The organism is Moraxella bovoculi 237, assembly GCF_000696305.2.
In the GTDB taxonomy this organism is placed as follows: Bacteria; Pseudomonadota; Gammaproteobacteria; order Pseudomonadales; family Moraxellaceae; genus Moraxella; species Moraxella bovoculi.
Genome location: NZ_AOMT01000026.1, coordinates 33,505 through 58,072, shown reverse-complemented (window position 1 = coordinate 58,072; position 24,568 = coordinate 33,505). Strand labels below are relative to the sequence as shown.

The 24,568-nt window shown below is 44.8% G+C and carries 27 protein-coding genes and 1 pseudogene; 6 read left to right on the top strand and 22 right to left on the bottom strand.

The window, feature by feature from the left end; all coding sequences use genetic code 11:
* Nucleotide 1: 1 nt before the first annotated feature.
* Both nuoF and nuoE read right to left on the bottom strand, forming a co-directional pair.
* Entirely contained in the window at nt 2-1,420 is a 1,419-nt protein-coding gene (nuoF, locus tag MBO_RS07110) for an NADH-quinone oxidoreductase subunit NuoF (RefSeq protein ID WP_036366143.1), read from the bottom strand.
* Nucleotides 1,417-1,926 (bottom strand): NADH-quinone oxidoreductase subunit NuoE, encoded by a 510-nt coding sequence (nuoE, locus tag MBO_RS07105; RefSeq protein ID WP_036366140.1) that lies wholly within the window; start codon nt 1,924-1,926, stop codon nt 1,417-1,419. The genes nuoF and nuoE overlap by 4 nt, the downstream gene beginning before the upstream one ends.
* A 14-nt stretch (nt 1,927-1,940) precedes the next feature.
* On the opposite strand from nuoE, the gene MBO_RS07100 reads away from it, so the two are divergent.
* Nucleotides 1,941-2,699, top strand: a complete 759-nt coding sequence (locus tag MBO_RS07100; protein ID WP_080702223.1) for an AraC family transcriptional regulator — start codon at nt 1,941-1,943, stop codon at nt 2,697-2,699.
* A 45-nt stretch (nt 2,700-2,744) separates the two neighbouring features.
* Here MBO_RS07100 and MBO_RS07095 read toward each other — a convergent pair whose 3' ends face one another.
* The 13 genes and pseudogenes from MBO_RS07095 to glmM form a co-directional block, all read right to left on the bottom strand.
* Nucleotides 2,745-4,040 carry a S41 family peptidase gene (locus MBO_RS07095; protein ID WP_052585362.1) on the bottom strand — a complete coding sequence of 432 codons (1,296 nt, stop codon included), beginning with the start codon at nt 4,038-4,040 and terminating at the stop codon, nt 2,745-2,747.
* A gap of 30 nt (nt 4,041-4,070) precedes the next feature.
* Nucleotides 4,071-4,406 carry a hypothetical protein gene (locus tag MBO_RS07090; RefSeq protein WP_036366134.1) on the bottom strand — a complete coding sequence of 112 codons (336 nt, stop codon included), beginning with the start codon at nt 4,404-4,406 and terminating at the stop codon, nt 4,071-4,073.
* A 49-nt stretch (nt 4,407-4,455) separates the two neighbouring features.
* Nucleotides 4,456-4,701, bottom strand: a complete 246-nt coding sequence (locus tag MBO_RS07085) for a hypothetical protein (protein WP_036366131.1) — start codon at nt 4,699-4,701, stop codon at nt 4,456-4,458.
* Between the two features lie 90 nt (nt 4,702-4,791).
* Nucleotides 4,792-6,540, bottom strand: a complete 1,749-nt coding sequence (gene nuoC, locus MBO_RS07080; RefSeq protein WP_036366129.1) for an NADH-quinone oxidoreductase subunit C/D — start codon at nt 6,538-6,540, stop codon at nt 4,792-4,794.
* A 73-nt stretch (nt 6,541-6,613) separates the two neighbouring features.
* On the bottom strand, nt 6,614-7,534 hold the full coding sequence (locus tag MBO_RS07075) for a DMT family transporter (protein ID WP_036366127.1): 921 nt from the start codon (nt 7,532-7,534) through the stop codon (nt 6,614-6,616).
* A gap of 44 nt (nt 7,535-7,578) precedes the next feature.
* Nucleotides 7,579-7,875, bottom strand: coding sequence for a fatty acid desaturase (locus MBO_RS07070; protein ID WP_036366124.1), 297 nt, complete (start codon nt 7,873-7,875; stop codon nt 7,579-7,581).
* 53 nt (nt 7,876-7,928) lie between these two features.
* Nucleotides 7,929-8,597 carry an NADH-quinone oxidoreductase subunit B gene (locus tag MBO_RS07065; protein ID WP_036366122.1) on the bottom strand — a complete coding sequence of 223 codons (669 nt, stop codon included), beginning with the start codon at nt 8,595-8,597 and terminating at the stop codon, nt 7,929-7,931.
* 121 nt (nt 8,598-8,718) lie between these two features.
* Nucleotides 8,719-9,348, bottom strand: a complete 630-nt coding sequence (gene ndhC, locus MBO_RS07060) for an NADH-quinone oxidoreductase subunit A (RefSeq protein ID WP_036366119.1) — start codon at nt 9,346-9,348, stop codon at nt 8,719-8,721.
* A gap of 280 nt (nt 9,349-9,628) precedes the next feature.
* Nucleotides 9,629-10,219: an outer membrane lipoprotein chaperone LolA gene (gene lolA / locus MBO_RS07055; protein ID WP_227712702.1), complete on the bottom strand. Its 591-nt coding sequence runs from the start codon at nt 10,217-10,219 to the stop codon at nt 9,629-9,631.
* A 431-nt stretch (nt 10,220-10,650) separates the two neighbouring features.
* Complete coding sequence (locus MBO_RS07050; protein WP_052585361.1) at nt 10,651-10,959, bottom strand: OmpA family protein; 309 nt, start codon at nt 10,957-10,959, stop codon at nt 10,651-10,653.
* A gap of 36 nt (nt 10,960-10,995) precedes the next feature.
* Entirely contained in the window at nt 10,996-11,121 is a 126-nt protein-coding gene (locus tag MBO_RS10220) for a hypothetical protein (RefSeq protein ID WP_265013591.1), read from the bottom strand.
* Nucleotides 11,118-12,014 (bottom strand): annotated as a pseudogene (locus tag MBO_RS10290) (IS30 family transposase). The gene MBO_RS10220 and the pseudogene MBO_RS10290 overlap by 4 nt, the downstream one beginning before the upstream one ends.
* A gap of 170 nt (nt 12,015-12,184) precedes the next feature.
* Complete coding sequence (glmM, locus tag MBO_RS07040; protein WP_036366113.1) at nt 12,185-13,546, bottom strand: phosphoglucosamine mutase; 1,362 nt, start codon at nt 13,544-13,546, stop codon at nt 12,185-12,187.
* Between the two features lie 207 nt (nt 13,547-13,753).
* On the opposite strand from glmM, the gene MBO_RS07035 reads away from it, so the two are divergent.
* Entirely contained in the window at nt 13,754-14,464 is a 711-nt protein-coding gene (locus MBO_RS07035; RefSeq protein ID WP_080702222.1) for a CPBP family intramembrane glutamic endopeptidase, read from the top strand.
* Between the two features lie 83 nt (nt 14,465-14,547).
* Here the strand turns inward: MBO_RS07035 and MBO_RS10205 are convergent, their stop codons facing one another.
* From MBO_RS10205 to MBO_RS07015, 4 genes are all read right to left on the bottom strand, one after another.
* The gene (locus MBO_RS10205) at nt 14,548-14,838 is read right to left on the bottom strand and encodes a YceI family protein (RefSeq protein ID WP_226997841.1); all 291 of its coding nucleotides are present in this window, start codon (nt 14,836-14,838) and stop codon (nt 14,548-14,550) included.
* Nucleotides 14,839-15,230: 392 nt separating this feature from the next.
* Nucleotides 15,231-16,202 carry a tRNA dihydrouridine(20/20a) synthase DusA gene (dusA, locus tag MBO_RS07025; protein ID WP_036366111.1) on the bottom strand — a complete coding sequence of 324 codons (972 nt, stop codon included), beginning with the start codon at nt 16,200-16,202 and terminating at the stop codon, nt 15,231-15,233.
* 39 nt (nt 16,203-16,241) lie between these two features.
* Nucleotides 16,242-17,024 (bottom strand): TatD family hydrolase, encoded by a 783-nt coding sequence (locus tag MBO_RS07020; RefSeq protein ID WP_036366109.1) that lies wholly within the window; start codon nt 17,022-17,024, stop codon nt 16,242-16,244.
* Nucleotides 17,025-17,054: 30 nt separating this feature from the next.
* Nucleotides 17,055-18,728, bottom strand: coding sequence for a mechanosensitive ion channel family protein (locus MBO_RS07015; RefSeq protein WP_227712692.1), 1,674 nt, complete (start codon nt 18,726-18,728; stop codon nt 17,055-17,057).
* Between the two features lie 304 nt (nt 18,729-19,032).
* Between MBO_RS07015 and ahcY the strand changes: the two genes are divergently transcribed.
* The 4 genes from ahcY to dinB all read left to right on the top strand — a co-directional run bounded on the left by ahcY (nt 19,033) and on the right by dinB (nt 22,714).
* Complete coding sequence (gene ahcY / locus MBO_RS07010) at nt 19,033-20,412, top strand: adenosylhomocysteinase (protein WP_036366105.1); 1,380 nt, start codon at nt 19,033-19,035, stop codon at nt 20,410-20,412.
* 141 nt (nt 20,413-20,553) lie between these two features.
* Nucleotides 20,554-20,925, top strand: coding sequence for a DUF1294 domain-containing protein (locus tag MBO_RS07005; RefSeq protein ID WP_036366103.1), 372 nt, complete (start codon nt 20,554-20,556; stop codon nt 20,923-20,925).
* Nucleotides 20,925-21,644, top strand: coding sequence for a 16S rRNA (uracil(1498)-N(3))-methyltransferase (locus tag MBO_RS07000; protein ID WP_036366101.1), 720 nt, complete (start codon nt 20,925-20,927; stop codon nt 21,642-21,644). The genes MBO_RS07005 and MBO_RS07000 overlap by 1 nt, the downstream gene beginning before the upstream one ends.
* Nucleotides 21,645-21,652: 8 nt before the next feature.
* Nucleotides 21,653-22,714, top strand: coding sequence for a DNA polymerase IV (gene dinB / locus MBO_RS06995; RefSeq protein ID WP_036366099.1), 1,062 nt, complete (start codon nt 21,653-21,655; stop codon nt 22,712-22,714).
* Nucleotides 22,715-22,735: 21 nt separating this feature from the next.
* Here dinB and MBO_RS06990 read toward each other — a convergent pair whose 3' ends face one another.
* From MBO_RS06990 to MBO_RS06980, 3 genes are all read right to left on the bottom strand, one after another.
* Nucleotides 22,736-23,410: an HAD family hydrolase gene (locus MBO_RS06990; RefSeq protein ID WP_036366098.1), complete on the bottom strand. Its 675-nt coding sequence runs from the start codon at nt 23,408-23,410 to the stop codon at nt 22,736-22,738.
* Nucleotides 23,411-23,502: 92 nt separating this feature from the next.
* Nucleotides 23,503-23,652: an anion permease gene (locus MBO_RS10075; protein WP_254596977.1), complete on the bottom strand. Its 150-nt coding sequence runs from the start codon at nt 23,650-23,652 to the stop codon at nt 23,503-23,505.
* A gap of 117 nt (nt 23,653-23,769) precedes the next feature.
* Complete coding sequence (locus tag MBO_RS06980) at nt 23,770-24,447, bottom strand: YidB family protein (RefSeq protein ID WP_036366096.1); 678 nt, start codon at nt 24,445-24,447, stop codon at nt 23,770-23,772.
* Between the last annotated feature and the right edge of the window lie 121 nt (nt 24,448-24,568).

Below are 24,568 nucleotides of genomic sequence, written 5' to 3'. Positions count from 1 at the left end.
GTTATGCCCCTACCTTGTTGTCTTGTGGCTCTGATTTGCCCACTTTTGCCTCAAATTCATGACGGAAATAGCGTAACGCACTCATGAGTGGCTCCATCGCCCCTGGGGCATGAGCACAAAAGGTCTTGCCAAGCCATAAATCTCGTGTCAGCTCGGACAATTTGTCAATGTCGTCCGCTTGCCCTTGTCCGTTTTCCATCGCATCAAGGATTTTTACGCCCCACGGCAAGCCATCACGGCAAGGGGTACACCAACCGCACGATTCTCTTTGAAAAAACTGTTGTAAGTTTCTAGACAGGCTCACCATGTCTTGCGTTTCGTCCACCACCATCATAAGACACGTCCCAAGGCGTGAGCCTGCCTTCATAATCGGGTCAAAATCCATGACAAGATCAAGGTGTTCATCGCTTGCCGTCAAAAAGTCGGTACTCGCTCCGCCAGGTAGCCACGCCTTTAAGGTTAAGCCGTCCTGCATACCGCCAGCAAGCTCAATCAGCTCACGAGCAGTATAGCCAAATGGCACTTCCCACAGCCCTGCGTCCTTGACACGACCGCTACACCCCATAATCTTAGTGCCGGGGGTAGTGGATTTACCTTTGGCGTTTGGCAAGGATAAATACCACTCCACCCCATTTAACAAAATGGCAGGCATGTTGTTTAAGGTTTCAACGTTATTGACCACCGTTGGACGACCCCACGCCCCTGACACTTGGGGAAATGGCGGTTTGGTGCGTGGGTTGGCACGACGACCCTCCAAACAGTTGATAAGAGCCGTCTCCTCGCCACAGATATATCGCCCTGCCCCTGTGTGAACATGCAATTCAAAGTTAAACTCCGTCCCCAAAATACCCTCGCCAAGCAAATTATTGGCGATACATTCATTAATGGCGTTTTGCAATCGTTCGGCGGCTAGGACATATTCGCCACGGATAAAGATATAGCCCACGCTCGCCCCAATGGCATACGCAGTGATGAGCATACCCTCAATAAGCTGAAACGGAATCCGCTCCATAAGCAGACGGTCTTTGAACGTACCAGGCTCCATCTCATCGGCATTACAAATCAAATACCGCACGCCACCGTCAGGCGGAGTCATGAACGTCCATTTTAGCCCTGCGTTAAAGCCAGCACCTCCACGCCCACGCACGTTGGCGGTTTTTATCATCTCGCCTACTTCTCTTGGGTCTTTGGCTAGGGCGTTTTTTAGCCCTTTAAAGCCGTCTAAGGCTTCATAATCTGCCAATGTCAGCACTGCATCATGATGATACAGTCGCCATGTCAAAGGGTGCGTAAGCGAAGTCGGTGCTTGACCATCCGCCAGTCCCACGCCCCAGATTGGGGTTTTTTGGCGATTTAGTTGGCTTGGGGCCAGTCCGTTTTTACGAGCATTGATTTGCTCGGCGACATTTGGTTTATTCATGCGTATTGCTCCAACAATAGACCGACCTCAGACGGCAATACAGGTCCATAAGTATCCTCATCAATCAGCACACTCGCCCCCTTATCGCAGTTGCCAAGACAGCAAATGGGAAGCAGGGTAAAACGACCGTCTTTTGTGGTTTGCCCATAATCGATGCCAAGCTCACGCTTAAAAGCGTCCGCCAATGCCTCATAGCCGTTCAGATAGCAAGCGATAGAATCGCAAATCAAAATCACATGGCGACCGACTGGCATCCGATAAATGCGGTTAAAAAATGTCGCCACGCCCTCCACGTCCGCCACAGGCATGGACAGCATATGGGCTATGGCGTGGACTTGGGCGTCGTCCACCCAGCCGTTACGTTTTTGGACGAGTTTTAGGGCATCAAGCACCGCCGCCCTCGGTTGTGGGTAGTGATGAATATGATGATGAATGCCGTCAATTTCTTGGGGTGTTAAAATGGCGTGAATGTTAACTTTGGGGGTTTTGTCGGTTACTATTTTCATAAAAGACCCTTTTTATGAACAGCTTGCGAAGCTGGCTACATCTGCTAGCTAAATTCGTGTATTGTAACATAAACTTACACAGTGTTGCGTTCAAATTTTACACAAAGTTACCGTGCAAAATTTTGTGTAAGTATTTAGTAAGAATTATTCTTATTTTTCTACCGTCCACCGTGCCATATCCTTTTGCCCAAAGGCGCGGTAAAACTTGCTGTAAAAACACAACTCACATTTTAAGGGCGGGGGATATTGCCTTGTTTTGTGGGATAACCCACTGCATACAAAATGCCAATGCTGACACACATCGCTTGATTGATGCCACTTGTGCTACCCAAAGTATGTCAGGGGCATTTTTGGTCAATCAAGTTGGCAGCCAGGCCGATTGCACAATGCTGTGCTTAAATTTTTATGCCGACAAACACAGTAACTTATTGGCAAATCTGCCAGATTTTTTTATTGTAACCTTAAATGAACAAACACTGCATCCGTTGGTAAAGTTAATGAGTGATGAAGCTCAAAACCCCAATCAAATTGGCAATGCGTTTTTGGTGGATAATTTAGCCCAATCAATACTGGTATGTGTGTTGCGTGCTTTGCCTAATGAAAAATTAGGTGGTGCATTAAAGGCACATCAGCACCCTAGGCTGTCAGAATTGATTACCCAAATTGCCATTGAGACAGGGTTTGGCCCACAAACCCATTTTAATCGTGCATTTAAAGCACATTATGGCGTATCTCCAAGCACTTATCGCCTAACGCCAATATCAATGCAATAACATCAAAATAACAAAAGCCATTTAAAACAGACAAATGATACGCCACTAATGCGATGATAATGCCAACTGCACCGCACGCTGTATCACAGGGTCGTTTTTGGCGACATCGACATCGGTGGGAAGCGTAAAGTTTGGTGGATTTGCCACCAGTACATCAGGCTGTGTGCCACGGATAGCATTTATCGTGCCGTCTGGGGCAATCCCAAGCTGTTTGGCATAGCGGATAGCAAAATGGGTGTTGGGCAAAATCGCAATCATTGGGTCAGTGCCTACGCCATCGCCACGAGTGGGCGTCCCCACCAAAGTGGCAAACTGTGTGTATTTGGCAAAAATCGCCAAAGTTTCTGCCGAACTGTACACATCGTTGTCCACCAATAGATAAATTTTACCGCCAAACCCAATGCCGTCTGGGTCCATATCCACACGCAAAGGCTGAATTTCTTGATAGGCAAATGTATCCAAAATCCGTGCCAAATCTGCCGACACAGGCAACGCCTTTGCCACCTGCGTGCGGTCAATGTCCGTCATCGTGGGGCGAGTGGCTTTGTAAGCGTCCATGTGCGTGCCTTGTTTAAAAAAGCTATACAAATCAAGCGATAAGGGGCGAGCTGTGATGGCAGGCAACAAAAACTGCGTCCAATAGCGAGTATCGCCCCCTGTATTGGTGCGAATATCTATAATCAAAGCAGGGTAATGCTTGATTTTTTGCAAATAACGCATCACAGCGTGGCGTTCGTCCGTATCCAGTAGGCTTACATGGGTCAGCTCACGCACCGACAAATAGCCCACCTGATTGGGTACAACATCAAACATCTGCACATTGGCAGGCACAGCAATTTGGGCATCAATTTTGGCAATTTTATCACGGCGTGCCTGTTCTTCTTGGGCGGGCGTCATACCAATTTCGGTAGCATAGGCTTGTTGCAAGCGTTTATCACGAGTCAAATGGGTATAAATCTGCCAGCGATAATCGTCGTGATTGCTTTGACTATAAATGCCAATGGCGTATTGCACATCGGCTTTGGTCATCATATGGGTGTGTTCGTTGTCCAATTTGTCAAGCACATCGTTTAATAAAAAGAAAAACTCAGTGGGATTTTTTGCCTGCATAATATGGGCTTTGTGCTTGGCATAATCAGCAACAAAATCATAGCCTGTGGCGTTTTTTTGTGCTTGCAATAAGGGATATTCTTGCTTGATTAAACCAAACACATAGTCAAAATCTTCTGCTTTTTGCACTTCAAAAGGCTTGGGATTGGGTTTGGGGGCTGGGTCATAAAATACCCAAGCGGTGAGTGCCAATAATGTAATGATTAGGGGCAAGACAATGGCTTTTTTCATTTTTTTAACCGTTCAATATAAAATACTGGTTTATAATAAATCACGCAGTGAACTTATTACCCCAAAACAGGTAAATGCCAATAACACCACCGCCGATAGTATCATACTTATTTTGATAAAGATGACATTGGCAATTTTGGCAAACAAATAAGCATATAATAACAACAGGCCATAATCCAATACCACCCAAGCCAAAGTTAATATCACTGCTAAGATAAGCTCATCATAAGCGACTGCAAAAAAACAAAATGACTTTGAATTTTTATTAGTATTAATCAATATTGATATTAATAAATCATTGAATTGATTTTCTAATTTTATTTTTGGAAATACATGATTTTTATTTTGATTTTTAATGCTTGGCAATCACAAAGATAATGGCAACGACACAAAATAAAACGATGATTAAATAATGTCACATACCACTCACTTTATACAATAAGACACTTACCATAATACAAGCGGTAAAAATGCTGATTTTTAAACCTGTTTGGCGATTGTCTTGTAAATGACTCTTGGTGTTATTTGGGGCAGTTTTATTGGCAAGCACAGACATCAAACCAACAACACCAATAATAACAAATAAAATCAAGCCAAATACTGTTTTGCTAAGCCCTCCATTTTCATACAAATACACAATAGCAAAAAACCAAAAAGCCAATACCGCTAATCAAATTGATCAAAAATCTGCCCATAAACTCCCTTAGGTTTTTAGTGGTGCATAATCATAAAAATCACACACCATTAACTATCACCTATCACAATCCGCCATCACAATATCAATACTTGCCAAATAAATAATCGCATCTGATACCAAAGAGCCGTTAATCACAGACGGCATTTGTTGCAAATGGGCAAAGGTTGGGGTACGGATACGAGTGCGATAGCTCATCGTTGAGTTGTCGGACGTTACATAATAGCTGTTTAGCCCTTTTACGCCTTCTACCATACAGGCACTCTCCCCTTGTGGCATGACAGGCCCCCACGACACCGACACAAAGTGGTTGATGAGCGTTTCAATGTCTTGTAAGGTGCGGTCTTTTGGCGGTGGCACGGCAAGCGGGTGTTCGGCTTTATACGCTCCGCTTGGCATATTATTTAGGCATTGCTCAATGATACGCAGTGATTGGCGAATCTCTTCAATTTTTACCAAGCAGCGGTCATAGGCATCACCGTTATAAAACACAGGAATTTCAAAATCAAAATTCTCATAGCCTAGATACGGACGAGCCTTACGCAAATCAAAATCAATGCCCGTGGCACGAAGTCCCGCCCCTGTTACACCCCACGCTAGGGCTTGTTTGGCGTTGTATTGGGCGACATTTTGCGTACGTCCTTTTAGCACGGTGTTGGTCATCGTTGCCTTATAGTATTCATCAAGGCGTTTTGGCATCCAATCCAAAAACTCACGCACCAGTCGCTCCCAACCATTTGGCAAATCGTGAGCCGTACCGCCAATTCTAAACCACGCAGGATGCATACGATAGCCTGTTACCGCTTCAATGACATCATACGCCTTTTGGCGGTCGGCAAACATATAAAACACAGGGGTCATACCGCCAGCGTCTTGGATAAACGTCCCCCAATAGAGCAAGTTATTGGTAATCCTAAAAAACTCACTCATCATAATGCGAATGACGTTGGCACGGTCAGGGGTGGTAATGCCAGCCAATTTCTCAACCGCCATGATATACGGCAACTCATTCATCACACCGCCCAGATAGTCAATTCGGTCGGTATAAGGAATGAACGAATGCCACGTTTGGCGTTCTGCCATTTTCTCCGCACCTCTATGATGATAGCCGATGTCAGGAATACAATCCACAATCTCCTCACCGTCAAGCTGTAACACCAAGCGAAACGCCCCGTGTGCGGACGGGTGGTTTGGACCGATGTTCAAAAACATAAAATCTTCGTCCCGCCCTGAGCGTTTCATTCCCCATTCTTCGGGGACGAATCGTAGGTTTTCTTGTTCAAATTGCTGTTTGGCGGTGTTTAGAAAATACGGCGTAAACTCGGTCGCTCTTGCGTGATATTCCTTACGCAGTGGGTGTCCTTCCCAATATTTTGGCAATAAAATCCGTGTCAAATGGGGGTGTCCGTCAAACACCACGCCAAACATATCCCACACTTCACGCTCATACCAGTTGGCGTTGGGGTAAATTTGTGTGGCGGACGGAATATGCTCGCCCTCACGCAAAGCGACTTTAATGCGAATGTCCGAGTTTCGCTCCAAACTCATCAAATGGTAAAACACGGTAAAATCAGACGCAGGCTGTCCATAGCGGTGCTTACGCAAACGCTCGTCAATACAGGACAAATCCACCAGCATCACAAAAGGCTTGGGCAGTGTTCGCAAATACAGCAATAAATCAAGCACTTGGGCTTTATCCACCCACACAGTCGGAATGCCTTCAGCGGTCTCTTGGACGGTCAGTCCTGTAAACTTAGCGTTTAATTCGGTTAAAATCTCAAAATCGTGAATGTGGTGAATGCTCATAATACCAACTTTTGTTTGTGTTTGTTAATTTGTTTAACTTAATTTAATTTGGTGCTTGCGGTTTAAAGCGAATCTATTTAGTTATTTTTGCCAATAAACTTTGGTGCATTTGGTTGATTAGAACAATGCCCATTATAATAAAAATCGCTCCAACAAAAAATTGATAGGTTGGCAATTCACTTAAAAACACCCAAGCCATAACAACTGCAAAAATAGGTTCGGATAATTCTGTAACCTGCACTTTTGCTGCTGTCAAATAATTTAAAGCCTTAGTTGTGCAATAAAATCCCAGTATGGTGGGCAATACTGCTAATGCCAATACATTCATTACAATCAAAGCATTCCAATCAATGTGGTGTATGTTATTTAAATAAGGAAAAAATAAATACATACTACCAAACATCATAAATAATCTCGTTAAATAAATTCCACCATTTAAAGAGAATTTTTTTACCAAAACCGAAAAAACACCATAGCCACTACCTGCGATAATTGCATTTAATAGCATATTTAAATTACTACCACCAGACCACGATATTGCAAATATTCCAATAATCGCCAATAACGTCCCTAAAATAGCGGAAATTGTTAATTTCTCGTTTAATAAAATCTTCCCAAATAGCAATGCCGAAACAGAGGCGCAAGCCATTAAAACAACCACAACATTTGATGCAAAGCCATATTGATAAGCGGTTGTTTCAAAGAAAAATAATACAAAAATACCCAAAAATGCACAGATGGCTATTTTAGTCAGTAGATTTAACCAATTTAAATCTGATGTTATTTCACTATTAACAATTTCTTTTTTTTGTACTGATAATGGCTTGTTAATCAAAATTAAACTCAATATCACAAAAGCACAAACCGTCTTAAAAAAAGCAATATCTTGTGGACTCAATCCATTTTGTAGCAAAACTTTACTAAATACCCCAATGGACGCATTAAGAGCAGCAGCCGATAACGCCAACAAAACTCCCAACATTACCTTAGACATACCCCCTTCTCCATAACTGTTGCCACATAGAAGGATTTTTATCGTTAGAAATAAAAATTCCCCCCAAATCTTTCATTTATGGAACAATACTCATCATCTTGCATTAAAATATGATGAGCTTTTTTTAAGCTCCAAAATGGAGTAGCAGGAAATAAATGATGAATAAGGTGGTAATTTTCTCCGTGCATTCCAGTAAAAAAATGCTCCATAAAATGACTAAAACGATTTCTTGAAATTTCTATATTACTTTTAGCATAAGCAATGGGGGCGCGCCAATTATCATGCACATAAAGAGATTTAATCTGTTTCAAAATTTCTCTATCAAACTTCTTATGTTGCATTACATGACACCTTGTCAATTCCTAGTTAATGAATTTTACTCACAAAACAAAATTCACTCCACATTATCAGGACTTCTTAAATTTTTAACCGCAATCCGCTCGCTATTTTTTCTATCCCGTTCTGGGGTCATAATCGGCTGATAGATATTTTGGTCAAGATGAATACCAAGTGGACGGCGCTCTTCTTGGATTGAGTTTTGTAGAAGCATTAACGCCTGAATGAGTGCCTCAGGGCGTGGCGGACAGCCAGGGATATAAACGTCCACAGGCAGGATTTTATCCACACCCTGCACCACCGAATAAATGTCATACATACCGCCCGAGTTGGCACACGCCCCCATAGAGATGACCCATTTGGGTTCTAGCATTTGCTCGTACAATCGCAGTATCACAGGTGCCATTTTGACAAAACATGTCCCCGCCACAATCATCACGTCCGCTTGACGGGGGGAAGCTCGGATAACCTCCGCCCCAAAGCGTGATAAATCGTGCACGCCTGTCAAGGTCGTGGCATATTCCACATAGCAACAGCTTGTGCCGAAGTTAAACGGCCACAGCGAATTTTTTCGCCCCCAGTTGGCAAGGTTGTGCGTCAAATCCGACAATTTACCCATAAAGACATTTTTGTCAATCTCAGCTTGGGTGATGTCGTCAACAACCTCACGGGTTTGATGCGGGTATTGGCTTTGGCTTTCGTTTGCCTTAGTGAGTGTATATTTCATAATGGCTACACTTTTAAGTAAATTTGGCTAATTTATAAATGAGTTAGAACAAAGAATCTGGTCATTCTAGACAAGCAGAAACACAAAAACGCCGCCATCATGGCAACGATTTTGTATTGAATCACCTTGAATCTTTGGCATTGTCTTGATTGAAGTCTTGAGTGGTGACACGTCCCGTGGTGTTGATGTGATCGATGTTTGCCATTTGCTCGCTATCCTTATCAAGTACGGCTTGTAGTTCTTTACGTCCTGAGAAAATACGTCCTGATGACTGGGCAGGTACTTTGCCCGTAGGGTCTGAGTGTAGCTCATCAATACCATTAAAGACGGTAATGCTCGCCAAGTCAAAGTCGGCAGGACGCTCATGAATGCGTTGTTTCTTAACACGTTTATCGGCAGGCGCCCAGTTCATCGCCCCAAGTCGCATCTCATAGACAAGACCGACAAATAAAATGGCGATAAAGACAAAGGCGGTAGCAAATCCGAGCCAACCCACTTCGCGCACGCTCACCGAATAGGCGTACAGATACAAGGCTTCTAAGTCAAAAATTACAAAGAAAATCGCCACAAGGTAGAATTTGGCAGACAAACGAATACGGGCCGACCCTGCTGAGACCACCCCTGCTTCAAAATTTTCTTGTTTTTGGGAACCTGATGAGCGACCGCCAAGCAAGCGCGGCACGACAAGCATAAAGACAACTAGCCCTAATGCGGCTAATAGATAGACAATGGCTGACCATTCGGCTGGCATAATCACCCCTGCGTGATTTTTTGAATAACCAATTCAAGGATGGTCAAACCTTTTGACGCACCCAAAATGTGGGATGCATTATAGCACATTTAAAAAAAATACTCATGAAAGATGCTTATTTTTTTATCAGTTTGGCTTATAAAAGTCTCAAACAATGAAAAATCCCAAGCATCGCACGCTTAGGATTTTGTAAAAAGTTATTTCAGTCTGCCTAGAATATCTCGATCGGCTAAACCTAACAAAGCAATCATAGCAAACTGTCAATATTTCCTACTGATTATTATTGATTAATCACCTCAACGCCTCTTGGTGGTGTAAAGCTAAACTGACTTGCGTTAATTTTTTTGTTCAAGCTGATATTGCTGAATCGGATGTCAGTTCGCTGTCCCATGGCGTCATTTAGCACCATCAGTACAGGCTTGCCCCCATTAAAGCTAATGTACAGTTCATTAAAGCCTGCGTTACCGCCCTTGGGGGTCAGCTTAAAATAATTCTTGGTGCTGTTCGGCTGACTGACATTAAAGTTATTCGCAATCTTCACAGGATCGCCTGACAGTAATAGCGCAGGCGTGTCACCTACTTGGTTACTGGTAGATTGCTTGATGGCTTGGCTTAGGTCTTTGTCATATACCCACATGGTTGAGCCATTAGCGACGATGAGCTGCTCAGCAGGAGACTTAGTTTCCCAGCGGAATTGATTTTGGCGCTGTACTGCCATCGTTCCGCTAAATTTATTGGTCTTTTTGCCAGCTTTGGTGGTTTGGCTAAAATTAGCCGTCATTGATTGGGTGTTTGACAGCAGGCGGTTTAAATTTTTTACTGCATCCTGCTGACTGGCAGGCGCTGCTTGGGCTATGGTAGGTAGCGTCATTGCACTAACGCCAGCAGCAACCGTAAGACCCAGACAAGCTTTTAAGCTCAATGCCTTTAGTGTATCTAAATTTGACATGATGTTCTCCATTTTGGTTCTTTAAAACTTGCACATTATGCGCAAAATCATTTGTAAATGCAATTCACATGACACAAGTGCCCAGTGTGCTTGCTGTTGTTGATGTGAATTTTGCCACTTTTTTATATTGCAATCTACTGGAGAATTGCAAACGAGCGGGGTGAATTGTTACTGGTCGGCTAAAAGTTAGCTATCTATTCATCAATTTTGGGAAATTGTTACGCCAAACACAAAAAAAAGACGAGTCACTGACCCGTCTTTTTAGCTTAGCAATCGAATTACTGCTGTGGTGCTACGTCTGCAAAAACAGCAACATCCACTTCAACACGGCGGTTAGGCTGCAGACACTGAACCTAAATTGCCTTTGGTGCGTTAATGTCGCACGCGACGTTAGGTAGTGGCTGTGTTTTACTGGCGCCCGTTGCAGTTAATTTACGCGCGGCGATACCTTTTGAGATTAAGTATTGACGAACAGTCTGCGCACGCAGCATAGACAGATTCATGTTATACATGTCATCGCCATAGCGGTCGGTATGACCTGTGATCACCACGCGACTGTCGCCACGCGCTTCCCACTCAAGCAGCTTAACAGCAAGCTCATCAAGCTTAGCACGACCTGCTGGCAACATGTCTTCAAGCTTCCATTTGTCAAATTTAAACAATGCATCCGCTTCTAGGTTAATGCGTTCGTTGACGATTTATACTGGTGCAGCCACAGGAATAACAACAGGTGCAGCAGTTACCGCTTGATCTTGTAGTTCAAAACAGCCAGGCTCGCCCTTCCAGTACATCGCTGTTGAGATTTTTTTGTCTTGAACTATCAAACCAACTGCAACACTTCATCAAAATAAACCTCATAAGGTATTTTCCAGTCTAGACACTTTTTGGGTCTATGATTGAGTTCATTTACTTTACTGATAATATCGCTTTCATGCCACTTGCTTAAATCTTGCTGCTTAGGGAAATATTCTCTAAGCAGTCCATTGGTATTTTCATTACTTCCCCTGTCCCAAGGGTGTCTTGGTGGGGGGAGTAAAACTCTACATTTAACTGCTGACTGATTTTTTCATGATAAGCAAACTCTTTGCCTCTATCAGGGGTAATTGTATGGACTTTTATATCCTTTAATAAATCAATCATTGCAGTTTGTACATGTTCTGCCCTCTTGGCAGGCAATCTTCTGCACCACAGATAACGGCTTTTTCTATCTACTAAGGTGAGTAGACAATGACCACCAGAGATACCTAAGACAGTATAAATCAGCCATCTTTGGACGTTCTGATAATTCATGACTGATCTTAATTTTATCACGCTTTTCATCATGAGTCTTAGCATGGCTTGTCTTACCTTTATGGCGTAGCTTACGACGTGCCAATCTGCCACCTTCATCAAACCATCCATGATAAATGGCTCGATAAATTGTATTGGCACTTATTTGGTGTTTTGTATTCTCAAGCCTAAGACGTTTGCTGATTTGCTCTGGAGACCACCTGTGACTCATAAACTTATCATGCACCAACTGACATAACTCTTTGTCATCTAATTTAAACTTAGGTTTGCATGCTTGGTTTAACTTACAATTTCTTGATATTTCTCTTGAAATTGTTGAACAAGAACGTCCTAACATGCTTGCGATTTTACTGGGTTTTATGCCTTGTGCAAGCATTAATATTATCTTTTCTCGTTCATTTACGCTAAGATGTTTGTAGGTGTTCATGGTTACTTTTTTATTTGTTGCGGTTGGATTGTATGTTCAAGATTAAAAAGTACACACATCTAATAACTAGGTTTTTGGAAATACCATCATTTTAAATAGTCCCTACTTCAATAACATAAAAACCGCTTTATTTAGCATAAAGCGGCCATTCCCCTTATCTGTATTACTAATTATCTCAAAACCTGCTGCACTCTATTCGCAATATCCTGCGCCAATGACTGACACAATGCTTCATCTTGACATTCCACCATGACACGGATGACAGGCTCTGTGCCTGATTTACGGATCAGTAGGCGTCCTTTGCCAGATAGCTTTTGCTCAGCGTCATCAAATGCCGCAACAAGATCAGGATGATCATGAGGGTCTGACATCTGCGACAGTCGCACATTAATGAGCGTCTGCGGGAATGGTGTATAACCGTCAGTCAACGTACTTAATTTCACATCGCGCTCAACCATGCACATGAGCACCTGCAATCCTGCAACGATGGCATCGCCTGTACGGCTCTTATCTAGGCATAGGATGTGACCTGACGGCTCACCGCCGATACTCCAGCCTTTGGTCTCAAGGTCTTGCATTACATAACGATCCCCAACCTTGGCACGGTGGAACCCAATGCCGCGCTCCGCCAAACTCAGCTCCAACGCCACGTTACTCATGAGCGTACCCACCACGCCGGCAGGTTGTAGATGATTTGCTAGAATATATAGCACAGCATCACCATCAACAATCGAGCCCTCCTCATCTACCATGATGATGCGATCGCCATCACCATCTAGTGCGATGCCAACATCAGCGCCATGTTCTAGTACAGCCTTTTGTAGAGTCTTTGGGTGAGTCGATCCACAGTTGTCATTGATATTCACTCCATCAGGCGTATTATGAATCGCGATGACATCTGCACCAAGCTCACGAAGCACGCGAGGCGCTACGCTATAGCCTGCGCCATTGGCACAGTCCACCACGATTTTTAGTGAATTTAGGCTCAAATGATACGGGAAGCTGCCTTTGCAGTACTCGATATAACGCCCCTTAGCATCCTCAACTCGAAAGCTCTTACCGATGCCATCCGCCTTAATACCTACAAGTCTAGACAGGCGCGCATCAGTATCGCCCACTAACGCATCCAACTCTAGGTTAATGGCGTTTTGAATTTCATCAGAGATTTTCTTACCTTCACAAGAGAAGAATTTTACGCCATTATCTTGGTATGGATTATGCGATGCCGAGATGACCACACCCATGTCTGCGTGGAAGCTATTCACCAAATGCGCAATCGCAGGTGTCGGCAATGGACCCAGCATATACACATCCACACCTGCCGCGTTAAATCCCGCCTGCAGCGCCGCCTCAATAACATAGCCAGATAGGCGCGTGTCTTTACCAATCAGTACGCTTGGGCGTTTTTTTGAATTGCCGGCGCGTTCCATTAGCACTCGTCCCGCACCAAACCCTAAGCGCAACAAAAAATCAGGCGTGATCGGAAATACACCAAATTCCCCACGAATGCCATCTGTACCAAAATAACTCATATTATCCTCCAAAATATTCAATCGTACCAATAAATATATCAGCGAATTATATCACAGCAATTCCTTTAAAAATTTAAGTATTTGCTAACCATTCGTGAATGATTGGTCAAAAATAGCCACACCCAATCTTAGCCATTCATCAATCAAGCAAAAACCTTAGCAATATGGTACTCTTTAATTTTAAACCTTAATAATTAGCCATTAATCATGCCCTCACACTCCCTTACCCAACTAAAAATACGCGCAACGTGGTTATGCTTACTGCTTATTCTACTCATGTTTATAAGTCAGACAGCTTATGTTTGGGTATTTGGACGGATGTTAGATCTTAGTCTTATAGCTGGCAGTCGTCACGGCGTGGTAGTTAGTCTTAGCGTCATAGCAAGCGCTTTGACTTTAAGTGTGGTTGGTCTCATCATGGCAACATATCATGCTTGTGACAGACCGGCGAAATGGCTGGGTATCCGCCCTTTTTATTGGCGGCATTTGGCGGTATGCACCTGGTGGCTTGCGCTATTTTTGGTGGTTAGTGAATTCATCACGCATACACTAGGTCGTGCGCCGATGACTTTCATGGATGGTATGATAAGCACAGCGAATCTGCCGTTACTTGTCCTAGCGACCGTCGTGATCGCACCCATCTATGAGGAGTTGATTTTCCGAGGGGTAATGTTCGGGCTGATCAAAGACGCAATTCATCCTAACAATCACCACGCATCGCTCACAGCCAGCGTGATCACGAGCGCCCTATTTTCATTAGTTCATGTGCAGTATGGTGCGTTTGAGATGGGTGTGATTTTTGGGCTGGCAATGATTTTTTGTTATGCGCGGATACGCTGCGATTCGCTGATTGCACCGATACTACTACATGTTCTAAATAATGGCTTGGCAATGGCGGTATATTTATTTTATGTGTAATATTTAAAAATACACAAAACAAAAAAACGAAACTTTCATTCCATTTTTTATTGAACTGGCATCAGATTACTGTTTTACCGCTTCTACTTGAATGTCGATGCGAACTTTTTTGCCATGCCCATCGCCACCAGATAATCCATGCCCCATCTAGTGCGGTCAATGGTCGTGCCAAAGTCGCCACCGCACACCTCTGCTTTTGCCATTGGGCTGTCATAGCAGTTTAATTTATTGACCTTTAGACGCACAGAATGAGTCTGACCAAGTAGCGTCAGATTGCCATCAACAGATGATAATTTACGCGCCTTGCCTTTGCCAACATAGTTGAATTTGGTCGATTCAAAACGCATGTTCGGATGTGCTTCAGCATTGAACAGATCAGCAGATTTTAGGTGACCTGTGAACGCTTCAGAGCCAGTTTATAGGCTGTCAATCGGGATGGTGATGTCGATTTTGCCTTTGCGCGCTTCTTTGTCAAATTCCATCAAGCCTGTCAGACCAAAGAAATCACCAACGTTCGTACTGGTGTTAAAGTGATCAATGGCAAATCATGCGTTGGTGTGAGCTGCGTCAATCTCATAATTCGCTGCGTGAGCTGTAGCATTCAGACCAAGTAGCGCTGCGCCGAATACGTGTGATAATTTCATGACTTTCTCCTATTGAAAGCAAGCAGTGAATAAGAAACACTTTCAATATGATAATATCTTAACGCGACGCATCAGTGAAAAAAAACGCCATTTTGTTGATGCAATGTTTCTTCTCAAGAAACTTACTGACCATTTAATGCCAGTACCGTTTGCGCACTGTTTCTGATGTCGTCCACGGTGAGATTTCGCTTACCGCTCAAATCTTGTCGCCATTTTCTTGCTCCTATCAAGCCTTGAAACAGTCCTAGGTAATGCCGTGTCAAGGTCGCCAAATTCGCCCCTTGCTCGGCTCGTTTTTCAAGATAAGGGTAGAGATTTTCTAGGATTTCACGGTGCGTTGGGATAGGCTCGCCCCACAATTCATTGCACGCCCCCATGAGCATGGGATTGTGATAAAACGCCCGTCCTATCATCACGCCGTCCACATGATTTAGGTGCGTTTTGAGGTCATCGAGATTGTCCACACCGCCATTGATTTCTATACATAACTGGGGAAATTCTGTTTTTAGGCGGTAAATATCATCGTAGCGTAGGGGCGGAATTTCTCGGTTTTCTTTGGGGGATAAGCCGTTAAGCCATGCGATACGAGCATGAGCGATAAAGTGCGTACAGCCAGCCTCCGCCACAGTCCCCACAAAATCACGCATAAACTCATAACTGTCAAACGTATCAATGCCAATGCGGTGCTTGACGGTAACGGACTTATCGGTACTGCCTTTCATCGCACGCACCATGTCCGCCACCAGTTTTGGTTCTGCCATAAGGCACGCCCCGATTTTGTTGTACTGAACACGGTCGGACGGACAGCCAACATTGATGTTAAATTCATCATAGCCCATCTTATCGGCAATCTGTACACAGTGTGCCATCTCGCTAGGGCTAGAGCCGCCAAGCTGTAACACCACAGGATGCTCGCTGTCATCATAACGCAAAATATAATCCGTATCGCCCTTTAAAATGGCACTCGTGCTGATCATCTCGGTGTACAGATATATGTGGCGATTAAACAGACGCGCAAAAAATCTAAAATCCGACGTCGTCCAGTCAATCATCGGGGCAAGGCTAATTCTTTTATTTTCTTTAAAATCAATCATTAAAAAATCTTTGGTAATATAAATGGTTACTTCAAGGGCTTAGCGATATTGATTTAGTAGGTTATCAAAATTTTGACTGGTGATTTGCCCAATTTCCTCACAGCTTTTGCCATAGACTTTTGCCAAGGCTTCTGCCACATATGGCACATAGGTCGGTTCATTATCACGGCCACGCTTTGGCACGGGCGCCAGATACGGGCTGTCCGTCTCGATTAGAATTCTATCCAATGGTAGCTTTGCTGCGACTTCACGAAGCTCAGCAGATTTATTAAAACTCACAATACCAGAGAACGAGATATACATACCCAAATCAAGCGCACGCTTGGCAAAGGCATAATCTTCAGTGAAGCAGTGAATGATGCCATGCTCACATCTCTCGGCAGATAGTACGTCTAGCGTATCATGAGAAGCTGCGCGAGTATGGACGATGATGGGCTTTTTGACGCTTTGGCTGGCGTAGATGTGTGTGGCGAAGCTGTGTTTTTGGGCATCTTTTTTGCCAGCATCCCAATAATAATCAAGACCCGTCTCGCCAAAGCCCCAGACCTTATCATGATCAAGTGTCAGCAGCTTCTCCACCGTCACACCTGCCAATACATCAGCACCTTGGCAAGGGTGCAGTCCGACGCTCATGCCAATGTTGAGCTTATCATCTGATCTATCCACCCACGCTTTAATATCATCAAACTCATCATAATGACACATGATCGCCATGGCTCGGCTCACATTGGCGTCCTTCATGGCACCAAGCAGCCTTTCTGGATTGTGATCATGATTGTCTAATTTTAGATAGGTTAAATGGCAATGGCTGTCGGTAAACATAATTTTCACATCAATATTAAAAACCGCTTATTATACCGCATTTTCTGGCATTGTAGGGTCTTTATCGCGGTCGGATTTTAGGCTAATTTCTTGGCTTGGTAAGGCATGATCTACGTCATACTTAGCCACTTCGTTCAGCACATCAACCAAAAGCTCACTTTGTTTTTTCCAAAACACCGTCACATCAGCCGCATCCAGATAGCAGCGCATCTCAATAACGAATGCATCTTGGCGCAGCTCGCTTAACCTGACCAGTGTCCACTCGTCGTTAGTATAGACGTGGTTTTCTAAGAACAGTTGCAAGTCATTGATCAGCCTACCGATCTCGTCAGGATTGGCAGAGCGTTTTAGGTACAGATGATGATAAAAATAAAACATATCCCTGGCGTCATAGTTCTCGATTTGCATGGCACTAAATTCACCATTTGGCACAGTGACCACCGTTCTATTGAGCGTTCTGATACGACTAGAGCGTATTCCGATGTCAATCACCGTACCCTCCATCGTCCCAAATCTACAATAATCCCCTACGCGAATCGGGCGGTCAGCCACCACGACCACCGAACCGATAAGGTTCTCGATGGTTTTTTGGGCACCGAAAGCAAGTGCAAGACCACCCACCCCAAGTGCTGCAATACCCGTCGTCAAGTCAAAGCCCAGATTACCAAAGATAATAATCACCGCAACGATGACCATGAACGCTTTGGCAACTTTACGAAACAGATTTAGGATGGAGACTTGTTCTAGGCGTTTGTGCTTACGACTGTTGTTCTCGGCACGCACGAACACAGCATCAATCACCCGAAGCACCAGCCAAGCGGTTGCAAGCCATGCCACTACCTCAACACCCCGGGTCACTGCCGTGCGAAGCGTGACAGGCACCCCCATCTGCACCATCATCTCAGAGAATATCGATGCTAGGATAACCACAGACAACGGCAAAAGCGCCTTCGATGGTATAGCAAATGCCTTGCCGCGTATCTTAGGGTACAAGAAAGCAAAGACACCCCACACGACCCACAGCCCAACCCAGATCACAGACAAGCCAACAGCAATTAAGATAGCAAGTGATATCAGATCTGAGACTTCATGCCCCAAGATCTGCTTATCCGCCCAAAAGTCAAGTCCTAATTCCTCTGCCAAGGTGGTGCGGTTTTCTTTTAGGTTGGTGGGCAGTTTATCCAGCGTGTCTTCTGAGATCTGCCAATAAACCACGCCATTGGCATCCGTCTTTCTGATAAGCAGCAGATCGATTTTTTCGATGTTGATCTCGATGGTGCCGACTTTCTCTAGGTCGCTTGGCAGCTTATCCGCCAAATCACCCTCGCTTTTATCACTGATTGACAGCACAGGCTGCAAGCGTCCGCCTTTATCCAAGGCGATTGTTAGATTGTTAATGATGGTTTCTGGATCTTCTTGTTTTTTTAGAAAGTCATCATCTAGGTATTTTTCCGTCAAAGCCATGTCCTTATCCGATAAGGCTTTGACAAAATTCTGCACGGTACTTCTAGGCGAGTCTCGTCCGTAGCTGTCTTTGGGCGAATCAGCGGTCATTTGCGGTTCGGTTTTGGTTAATGCGCTGACGGCGCTGGCATTATTTGGCAAACAAAACAGCGCGACCAGCACCAGCAACGCCGCCAAAACCCAACGTCTTAACCAACCAACATAAGACAAATTCATTCCAAACACACTCAAATAAGACAAATTTAGCCGCCATGCTAACAACTTTTAAGATCAAACACAAGCTGTCTTCTATGGATAACTGAGCCACCCAAGCTTTCATCATTTATTTCAAGCCAACATCATCAGATTAGATTTACCATTAATAATTACATGGCTTTATCTTTAACCCATTCTAAAATTTTGCTATAATAGCAAGTTACCCAAGAGATGTTGCATCCGTTCAACGGTCAGGCTTGGCGTTCTTTAATTTTTTAATTTAATAAGAGCAAAACAACGACATCTGCGTTATTTTCTAATTTTTTCATAGATTTAAGGAGTGGACGCAGTGTCTACAGTTACCGCCCAAGAATTTAAAGACTACAAAGTCGCCGATATTAGCCTTGCTGAGTTTGGTCGCAAAGAGATTAAACTTGCCGAAACCGAAATGCCTGCTCTTATGGGCATTCGCAAACGCTACGCCAGCCAAAAGCCCCTAGCAGGGGCGAAGATTGTGGGCTGTATCCACATGACCGTTCAAACGGCCGTCTTGATTGAAACGCTTGTGGCACTAGGGGCGCAGGTTCGCTGGACTTCGTGCAACATTTTTAGCACCCAAGACCACGCCGCCGCCGCCATTGCCGCCGCCGGCATTCCTGTCTTTGCATGGAAAGGCGAGACCGAAGAAGAGTACGAATGGTGCCTAGAACAACAAATCCACAAAGACGGCAAACTGTGGGATGCCAACCTTATCCTAGATGACGGTGGTGACTTGACCGCACTCATTCACAACAAATACCCCCAAATGCTAGATAGTATTCACGGCATTTCCGAAGAAACCACAACAGGCGTACACCGTTTGATTGAAATGCTTGGCAAAGGAGAGCTTAAAGTCCCTGCAATTAACGTCAATGATGCTGTCACCAAATCCAAAAACGACAACAAATACGGCTGTCGCCATTCACTCAATGACGCCATCAAGCGTGGTACGGATATGTTGTTGTCTGGTCGCCGTGCGTTGGTGATTGGTTATGGCGACGTGGGCAAAGGCTCTGCCCAAAGCCTGCGTCAAGAAAGCATGATTGTGCGTGTCAGCGAGATTGACCCTATTTGTGCCATGCAAGCGTGTATGGACGGCTATGAGCTTGTTTCTCCATTTGTAGGTGGTGAGCAAAATCAAGGAGTTAATACTACACTACTCCAAGATACTGACCTTGTCGTTACCACCACAGGCAACTATCACGTGTGTAACGCCGAGATGCTAAAGGCTCTAAAATCCACCGCTGTGGTGTGCAACATCGGGCATTTTGATACTGAAATTGACACCGACTTTATGCGTAAAAACTGGAAATGGGTGGAAGTCAAGCCACAAGTTCATCAAGTCTATCGCTCAAATGATGAGTCGGACTATCTTATCGTCCTATCCGAAGGTCGCCTTGTCAACCTAGGCAACGCCACAGGACACCCGTCTCGGATTATGGACGGCTCATTTGCCAACCAAGTGCTTGCCCAAATCCATCTGTACAAAGAAAAATTTGCCGACTTGCCAAGTGCTGACAAGCAAGGCAAGGTTTATGTTAAAGTTCTACCCAAAAAACTAGACGAAGAAGTCGCCGCCGCCATGGTTGCAGGCTTTAATGGTGTGATGACTAAGCTTACGCCAGAGCAGGCCAGCTACATCGGTGTGTCAGTAGATGGCCCATTCAAGCCAGATGAATACAAGTACTAATCTGCATCACAAAAGATGACAATGCCAGCCGTTGTCATCTTTTTATCATCTATGGATGAATTTTTTACTGAATTGATTTACTTTACTTTTAGGGTTATTGATACTTTATAAATAGCTGTTAAAGGCGCTGGATTTATTATCATGGTAGGACAAAAACGAGCGCCGCGCTCCATATTGGCATGTTATACCGCTACGGGCTATCTGGCAATCGTAGCGATATTGATCGTCATTGGCGTGTTGCCTTGGATGGTGGCTGCCATTCATGGCGTTACCAGCCTTGCCAGCTATGGCATGTACGCACTGGACAAACAAGCGGCCAAGAATAAAGAGCGCCGCATCGCTGAGTACAGCCTACATCTTTGGTCGCTTCTTGGTGGCTGGATCGGTGCGGCTTTTTCCCAGCATCAGCTTCGCCATAAGACCCAAAAAGAAGAATTCCAACTTACTTTTTATCTTACCATCATCGCCAACATTGCGGCGATGGTTTATTTATTTTTGATTGAGCCGTATTGATGAATCGTTTTTTTGTGGATTGTGAACTGGTTGTCGGTGATGTTCTTACTCTGCCTGATGATGTCGCACATCATTGGGGTAAGGTGCTGCGCGCACGCGTTAGCGATAATGCCGTGCTGTTTAATGGGCAAGGCGGCGAATATACCGTGACACTCACGCACATTGATAAAAAATCCGCCCAAGTCACCATTAATAACTACAATCCCAATAACAAAGACGCACCCTTTAAAGTGACTCTAGGGCAAGTGATGGGCCGCGGCGAACGCATGGATTACGCCATTCAAAAAGCCACCGAGATGGGTGTTCGTCAGATTCAGCTACTGACCAGCGAACACTGCCAAGAGCACCTAAAATACGAACGTGATAAGAAAAAACTCACTCATTGGCAGGCCGTTGCTGTTGCTGCTTGTGAACAGTGCGGTCTAAATATCGTCCCGCAGGTTCTACCGCCCATTGACGTACGTGACTGGGTCCCTCAATGCACCTCAATTTTAAAGCTCATCATGGCGGTCAGTGATGGCGACTACCAGCCAACTCACCTACCCCAAGACATCGCCCTACTCGTCGGACCTGAGGGCGGGCTTAGTCAAGATGAAATCGATCTTGCTATCGATCACGGCTTTCACGCTTGGACAATCGGTGAACGCGTTCTGCGCACTGAGACCGCGCCTGTGGTAGCGTTATCTGCCCTGCAGACGATTTGGGCGCTGTCTCGATAGCTAAGCCCATGCGTAAAATCATCCACCTAGACATGGACGCATTCTTCGCCAGTGTCGAGCAACGTGACCATCTAGAATATCGCGGTAAGCCTCTGGTTGTCGGCGGAGATCCTAAAGGTCGTGGTGTGGTGGCAGCAGCCAGTTACGAGGTTCGAGCCTTTGGCGTGCGTTCAGCGATGAGTTGCTACGAAGCTCAAAAACGCTGCCCGCAGGCTATCTTCGTCCGCCCACGGTTTGAAGTATACCGCGCCGTCAGCAACCAAGTCAAAACCATCATGCTAAAGCTTACTGACATGGTCGAACCCTTATCACTCGATGAAGCTTATCTAGATGTTACAGGTAAACTTCACTGCAACGGCTCGGCGACACTGATGGCGAACTGGCTACGCGCTGAGATTTATAAACAAACGGGGCTAACCTCATCAGCCGGCGTGTCATTTAATAAGATGCTTGCCAAAATCGCCTCCGACATCAACAAGCCCAATGGCATCGCCGTCATCACGCCTGACATGGCGGATGATTTTATCAGCAAGCTACCTATTGAGCGCTTCCACGGCATTGGCAAAGCCAGCGCCAAAAGACTGCACGAGCTGGGCGTATTTACAGGTCAAGACCTAAAAAACATGCCCCTATACCGACTGGTGGAAGTGTTTGGGAATAAGCGCGGGCGGTTCTATCACAACATCGCTCACGGACACGATGAACGTGAAGTCAAGTCAGAACGCGTGCGCAAGTCCATTGGCACCGAGATTACCTTTACCGAGAACTCCGCCAATGACGAATTCATCCTTGGTAGAATCCATGAGCAGAATCTAGAAGCTTGGCAGGATCTGATCCAGCGCCAAATGCGCGCCCACACGGTCACTTTAAAACTAAAATACAGTGATTTTAGTCAGATTACGCGCAGCCACTCGGTGAAGTCACCCTTCAAGAGTCCAGATGCCGTTCTGCCTTGGCTGCATGAACTGTATCATAACACCCCAAAGCACCTGCCTGTACGCTTGGTTGGTGTTACTTTTTCAAATCTTGAGAGTATTGATAGCGTTGAACAGCTTGATTTGTTTGAATAGCATCAAACAGCTACAAACTCATTAAAGCGACCAATCCTCAATGCGCCACCCTCTCGCATGAGCCTCTCGTCTTAGGATGTCATCAGGGGTGATGCACACCGCTTCATCAGCAAAGTTGAGTAGCGGCAGGTCATTTTTTGAATCAGAATAGGCGATGGTCTTGTCAAAGGTGATATTACTGTCTTGACAACGCTTGATAAATTCGCCTAGATGGTACAGTTTGCCTTCCTTGAAATTAGGACGGCCCGCAACCTTGCCCGTGTAGCTATTGTCCTTAATCTCAAGTGCTGTAGCCATCGTGTGCGCATCATCCACCCCGAATAGACTGGCGATTGGTTTTACCACAAAGTCATTGGTCGCGCTGATGACTACCACGGTATCCCCTTGATTCTTATGGTGTTTGATTTGTTCAAGTGCCTTTGGGCGCATATTCGGAATTATCCAAGTGTCCAGATATTCCTGGCGATATACTTGTAGTTCATCCATGCTTTGCGTGCTCAAAAAATCCGCCACAAACTCATTATATTCCACCGCATCAAGCGTTCCATTGATGTAATCTTGGTAAAATTTATCGTTAGCATTAGCATACACGCCTGCATCCACCAAACCACGCTCCACGATAAACTGCCCCCAACTGTGGTCACTGTCCACATTCAGCATCGTCATGTCCAAATCAAATAACGCCAAATTCGCCATAGGTCACCCTTATATATACAAAAAAATCATCATAACAAAAAACGGTTCAAAGCTGAACCGTTTTTTTTGGAGGAATTGCGCAAAGATTTGGATTAGTAATAGCCCAGTACTTTCCACCATACCAATGCCACGGCAATCCAGACCACCAATTTAACCACACTCATCACAAAGCCAACTTTCCACCACTCTCCTATAGCAAATGAATCACAAGCTAGAACGATTATTGAGCAGTTTTTTGTCAAAGATTTATGATATAACCACAGAAAATCACCATGAATATAATGAAAATTGAGATATTAGATAAAAAATAAAGCCATCTATGATAGATGGCTTTATGAATAATGATTAAAGAATACTGATTAGAACTTACCACGAAGCTGTGATAGAATCTGATCGATCTCAGCATTTGCCTCACTCTCGTCAGCCTCGACACTGCCGTGTGGCGTAAGATCGTTCATAATCTGTGGTAGCAATCCTGCAATGCCTTGGCGCACTTCTAGTTCGCTTGCGCCTGTCTTTTGGGCAACTTCGTTAATCTCTTGACTGCCGAACAGGCGAGCCACATCATCGGCATCGATACCGTCATTGTCTACATCAATGCTCGTCCAAGACTGAGCTTTGTTGCCTAGACCGTTGCCTTGGAATTTGGCAAGGACGCCTGACAGACCGCCATTTTTTTGGATGTAGGCAAGCACGACAGGCAATAAAGCCAGTAGCAATGTTGATTTGTTAAAGCCACCCTGACGGCTTTGTGCTTGTGATTGGCTGCCTAGAACACCGCCTAGGATGTCACCAAGATCGGTTGGGCTAGCTTGACGGCTTTGTGCGCCACCACCCAATACATCCCTTAGCAGCCCACCAAGCCCAGCTTGTGAACTGCCTTGACTGCCTAGAACACCGCCAAGACCTGCGTTAGAGTTTTGACTGTCAGCTAGTCCACCCAATAGACCGCCTAGACCGCCTTGCTGCTGTGATCTTTGGTCGCCTTGTACGGCATTTTGAACGACTTGGGTTACGATAGATTGAAGTAAGCTCATGAATTATCCTTAGTGATTAAATCTTGATACATTATTGTAATGTGAAACGACAAGCACTGTTTAACTTGCCGAGAAACTCACCATCATCTTATCAAAATCAAATCATAAGAGTGTGGTTGTT

Bases quoted from the DNA above. Each gene is read 5' to 3' on its own strand.
- nuoF (WP_036366143.1), bottom strand. From the start codon at position 1,420: ATGAATAAACCAAATGTCGCCGAGCAAATCAATGCTCGTAAAAACGGA.
- nuoE (WP_036366140.1), bottom strand. From the start codon at position 1,926: ATGAAAATAGTAACCGACAAAACCCCCAAAGTTAACATTCACGCCATT.
- MBO_RS07100 (WP_080702223.1), top strand. From the start codon at position 1,941: ATGAACAGCTTGCGAAGCTGGCTACATCTGCTAGCTAAATTCGTGTAT.
- MBO_RS07095 (WP_052585362.1), bottom strand. From the start codon at position 4,040: ATGAAAAAAGCCATTGTCTTGCCCCTAATCATTACATTATTGGCACTC.
- nuoC (WP_036366129.1), bottom strand. From the start codon at position 6,540: ATGAGCATTCACCACATTCACGATTTTGAGATTTTAACCGAATTAAAC.
- MBO_RS07075 (WP_036366127.1), bottom strand. From the start codon at position 7,534: ATGTCTAAGGTAATGTTGGGAGTTTTGTTGGCGTTATCGGCTGCTGCT.
- MBO_RS07070 (WP_036366124.1), bottom strand. From the start codon at position 7,875: ATGCAACATAAGAAGTTTGATAGAGAAATTTTGAAACAGATTAAATCT.
- MBO_RS07065 (WP_036366122.1), bottom strand. From the start codon at position 8,597: ATGAAATATACACTCACTAAGGCAAACGAAAGCCAAAGCCAATACCCG.
- ndhC (WP_036366119.1), bottom strand. From the start codon at position 9,348: ATGCCAGCCGAATGGTCAGCCATTGTCTATCTATTAGCCGCATTAGGG.
- lolA (WP_227712702.1), bottom strand. From the start codon at position 10,219: ATGACGCTACCTACCATAGCCCAAGCAGCGCCTGCCAGTCAGCAGGAT.
- glmM (WP_036366113.1), bottom strand. From the start codon at position 13,546: ATGAGTTATTTTGGTACAGATGGCATTCGTGGGGAATTTGGTGTATTT.
- MBO_RS07035 (WP_080702222.1), top strand. From the start codon at position 13,754: ATGCCCTCACACTCCCTTACCCAACTAAAAATACGCGCAACGTGGTTA.
- dusA (WP_036366111.1), bottom strand. From the start codon at position 16,202: ATGATTGATTTTAAAGAAAATAAAAGAATTAGCCTTGCCCCGATGATT.
- MBO_RS07020 (WP_036366109.1), bottom strand. From the start codon at position 17,024: ATGTTTACCGACAGCCATTGCCATTTAACCTATCTAAAATTAGACAAT.
- MBO_RS07005 (WP_036366103.1), top strand. From the start codon at position 20,554: ATGGTAGGACAAAAACGAGCGCCGCGCTCCATATTGGCATGTTATACC.
- MBO_RS07000 (WP_036366101.1), top strand. From the start codon at position 20,925: ATGAATCGTTTTTTTGTGGATTGTGAACTGGTTGTCGGTGATGTTCTT.
- dinB (WP_036366099.1), top strand. From the start codon at position 21,653: ATGCGTAAAATCATCCACCTAGACATGGACGCATTCTTCGCCAGTGTC.
- MBO_RS06990 (WP_036366098.1), bottom strand. From the start codon at position 23,410: ATGGCGAATTTGGCGTTATTTGATTTGGACATGACGATGCTGAATGTG.
- MBO_RS06980 (WP_036366096.1), bottom strand. From the start codon at position 24,447: ATGAGCTTACTTCAATCTATCGTAACCCAAGTCGTTCAAAATGCCGTA.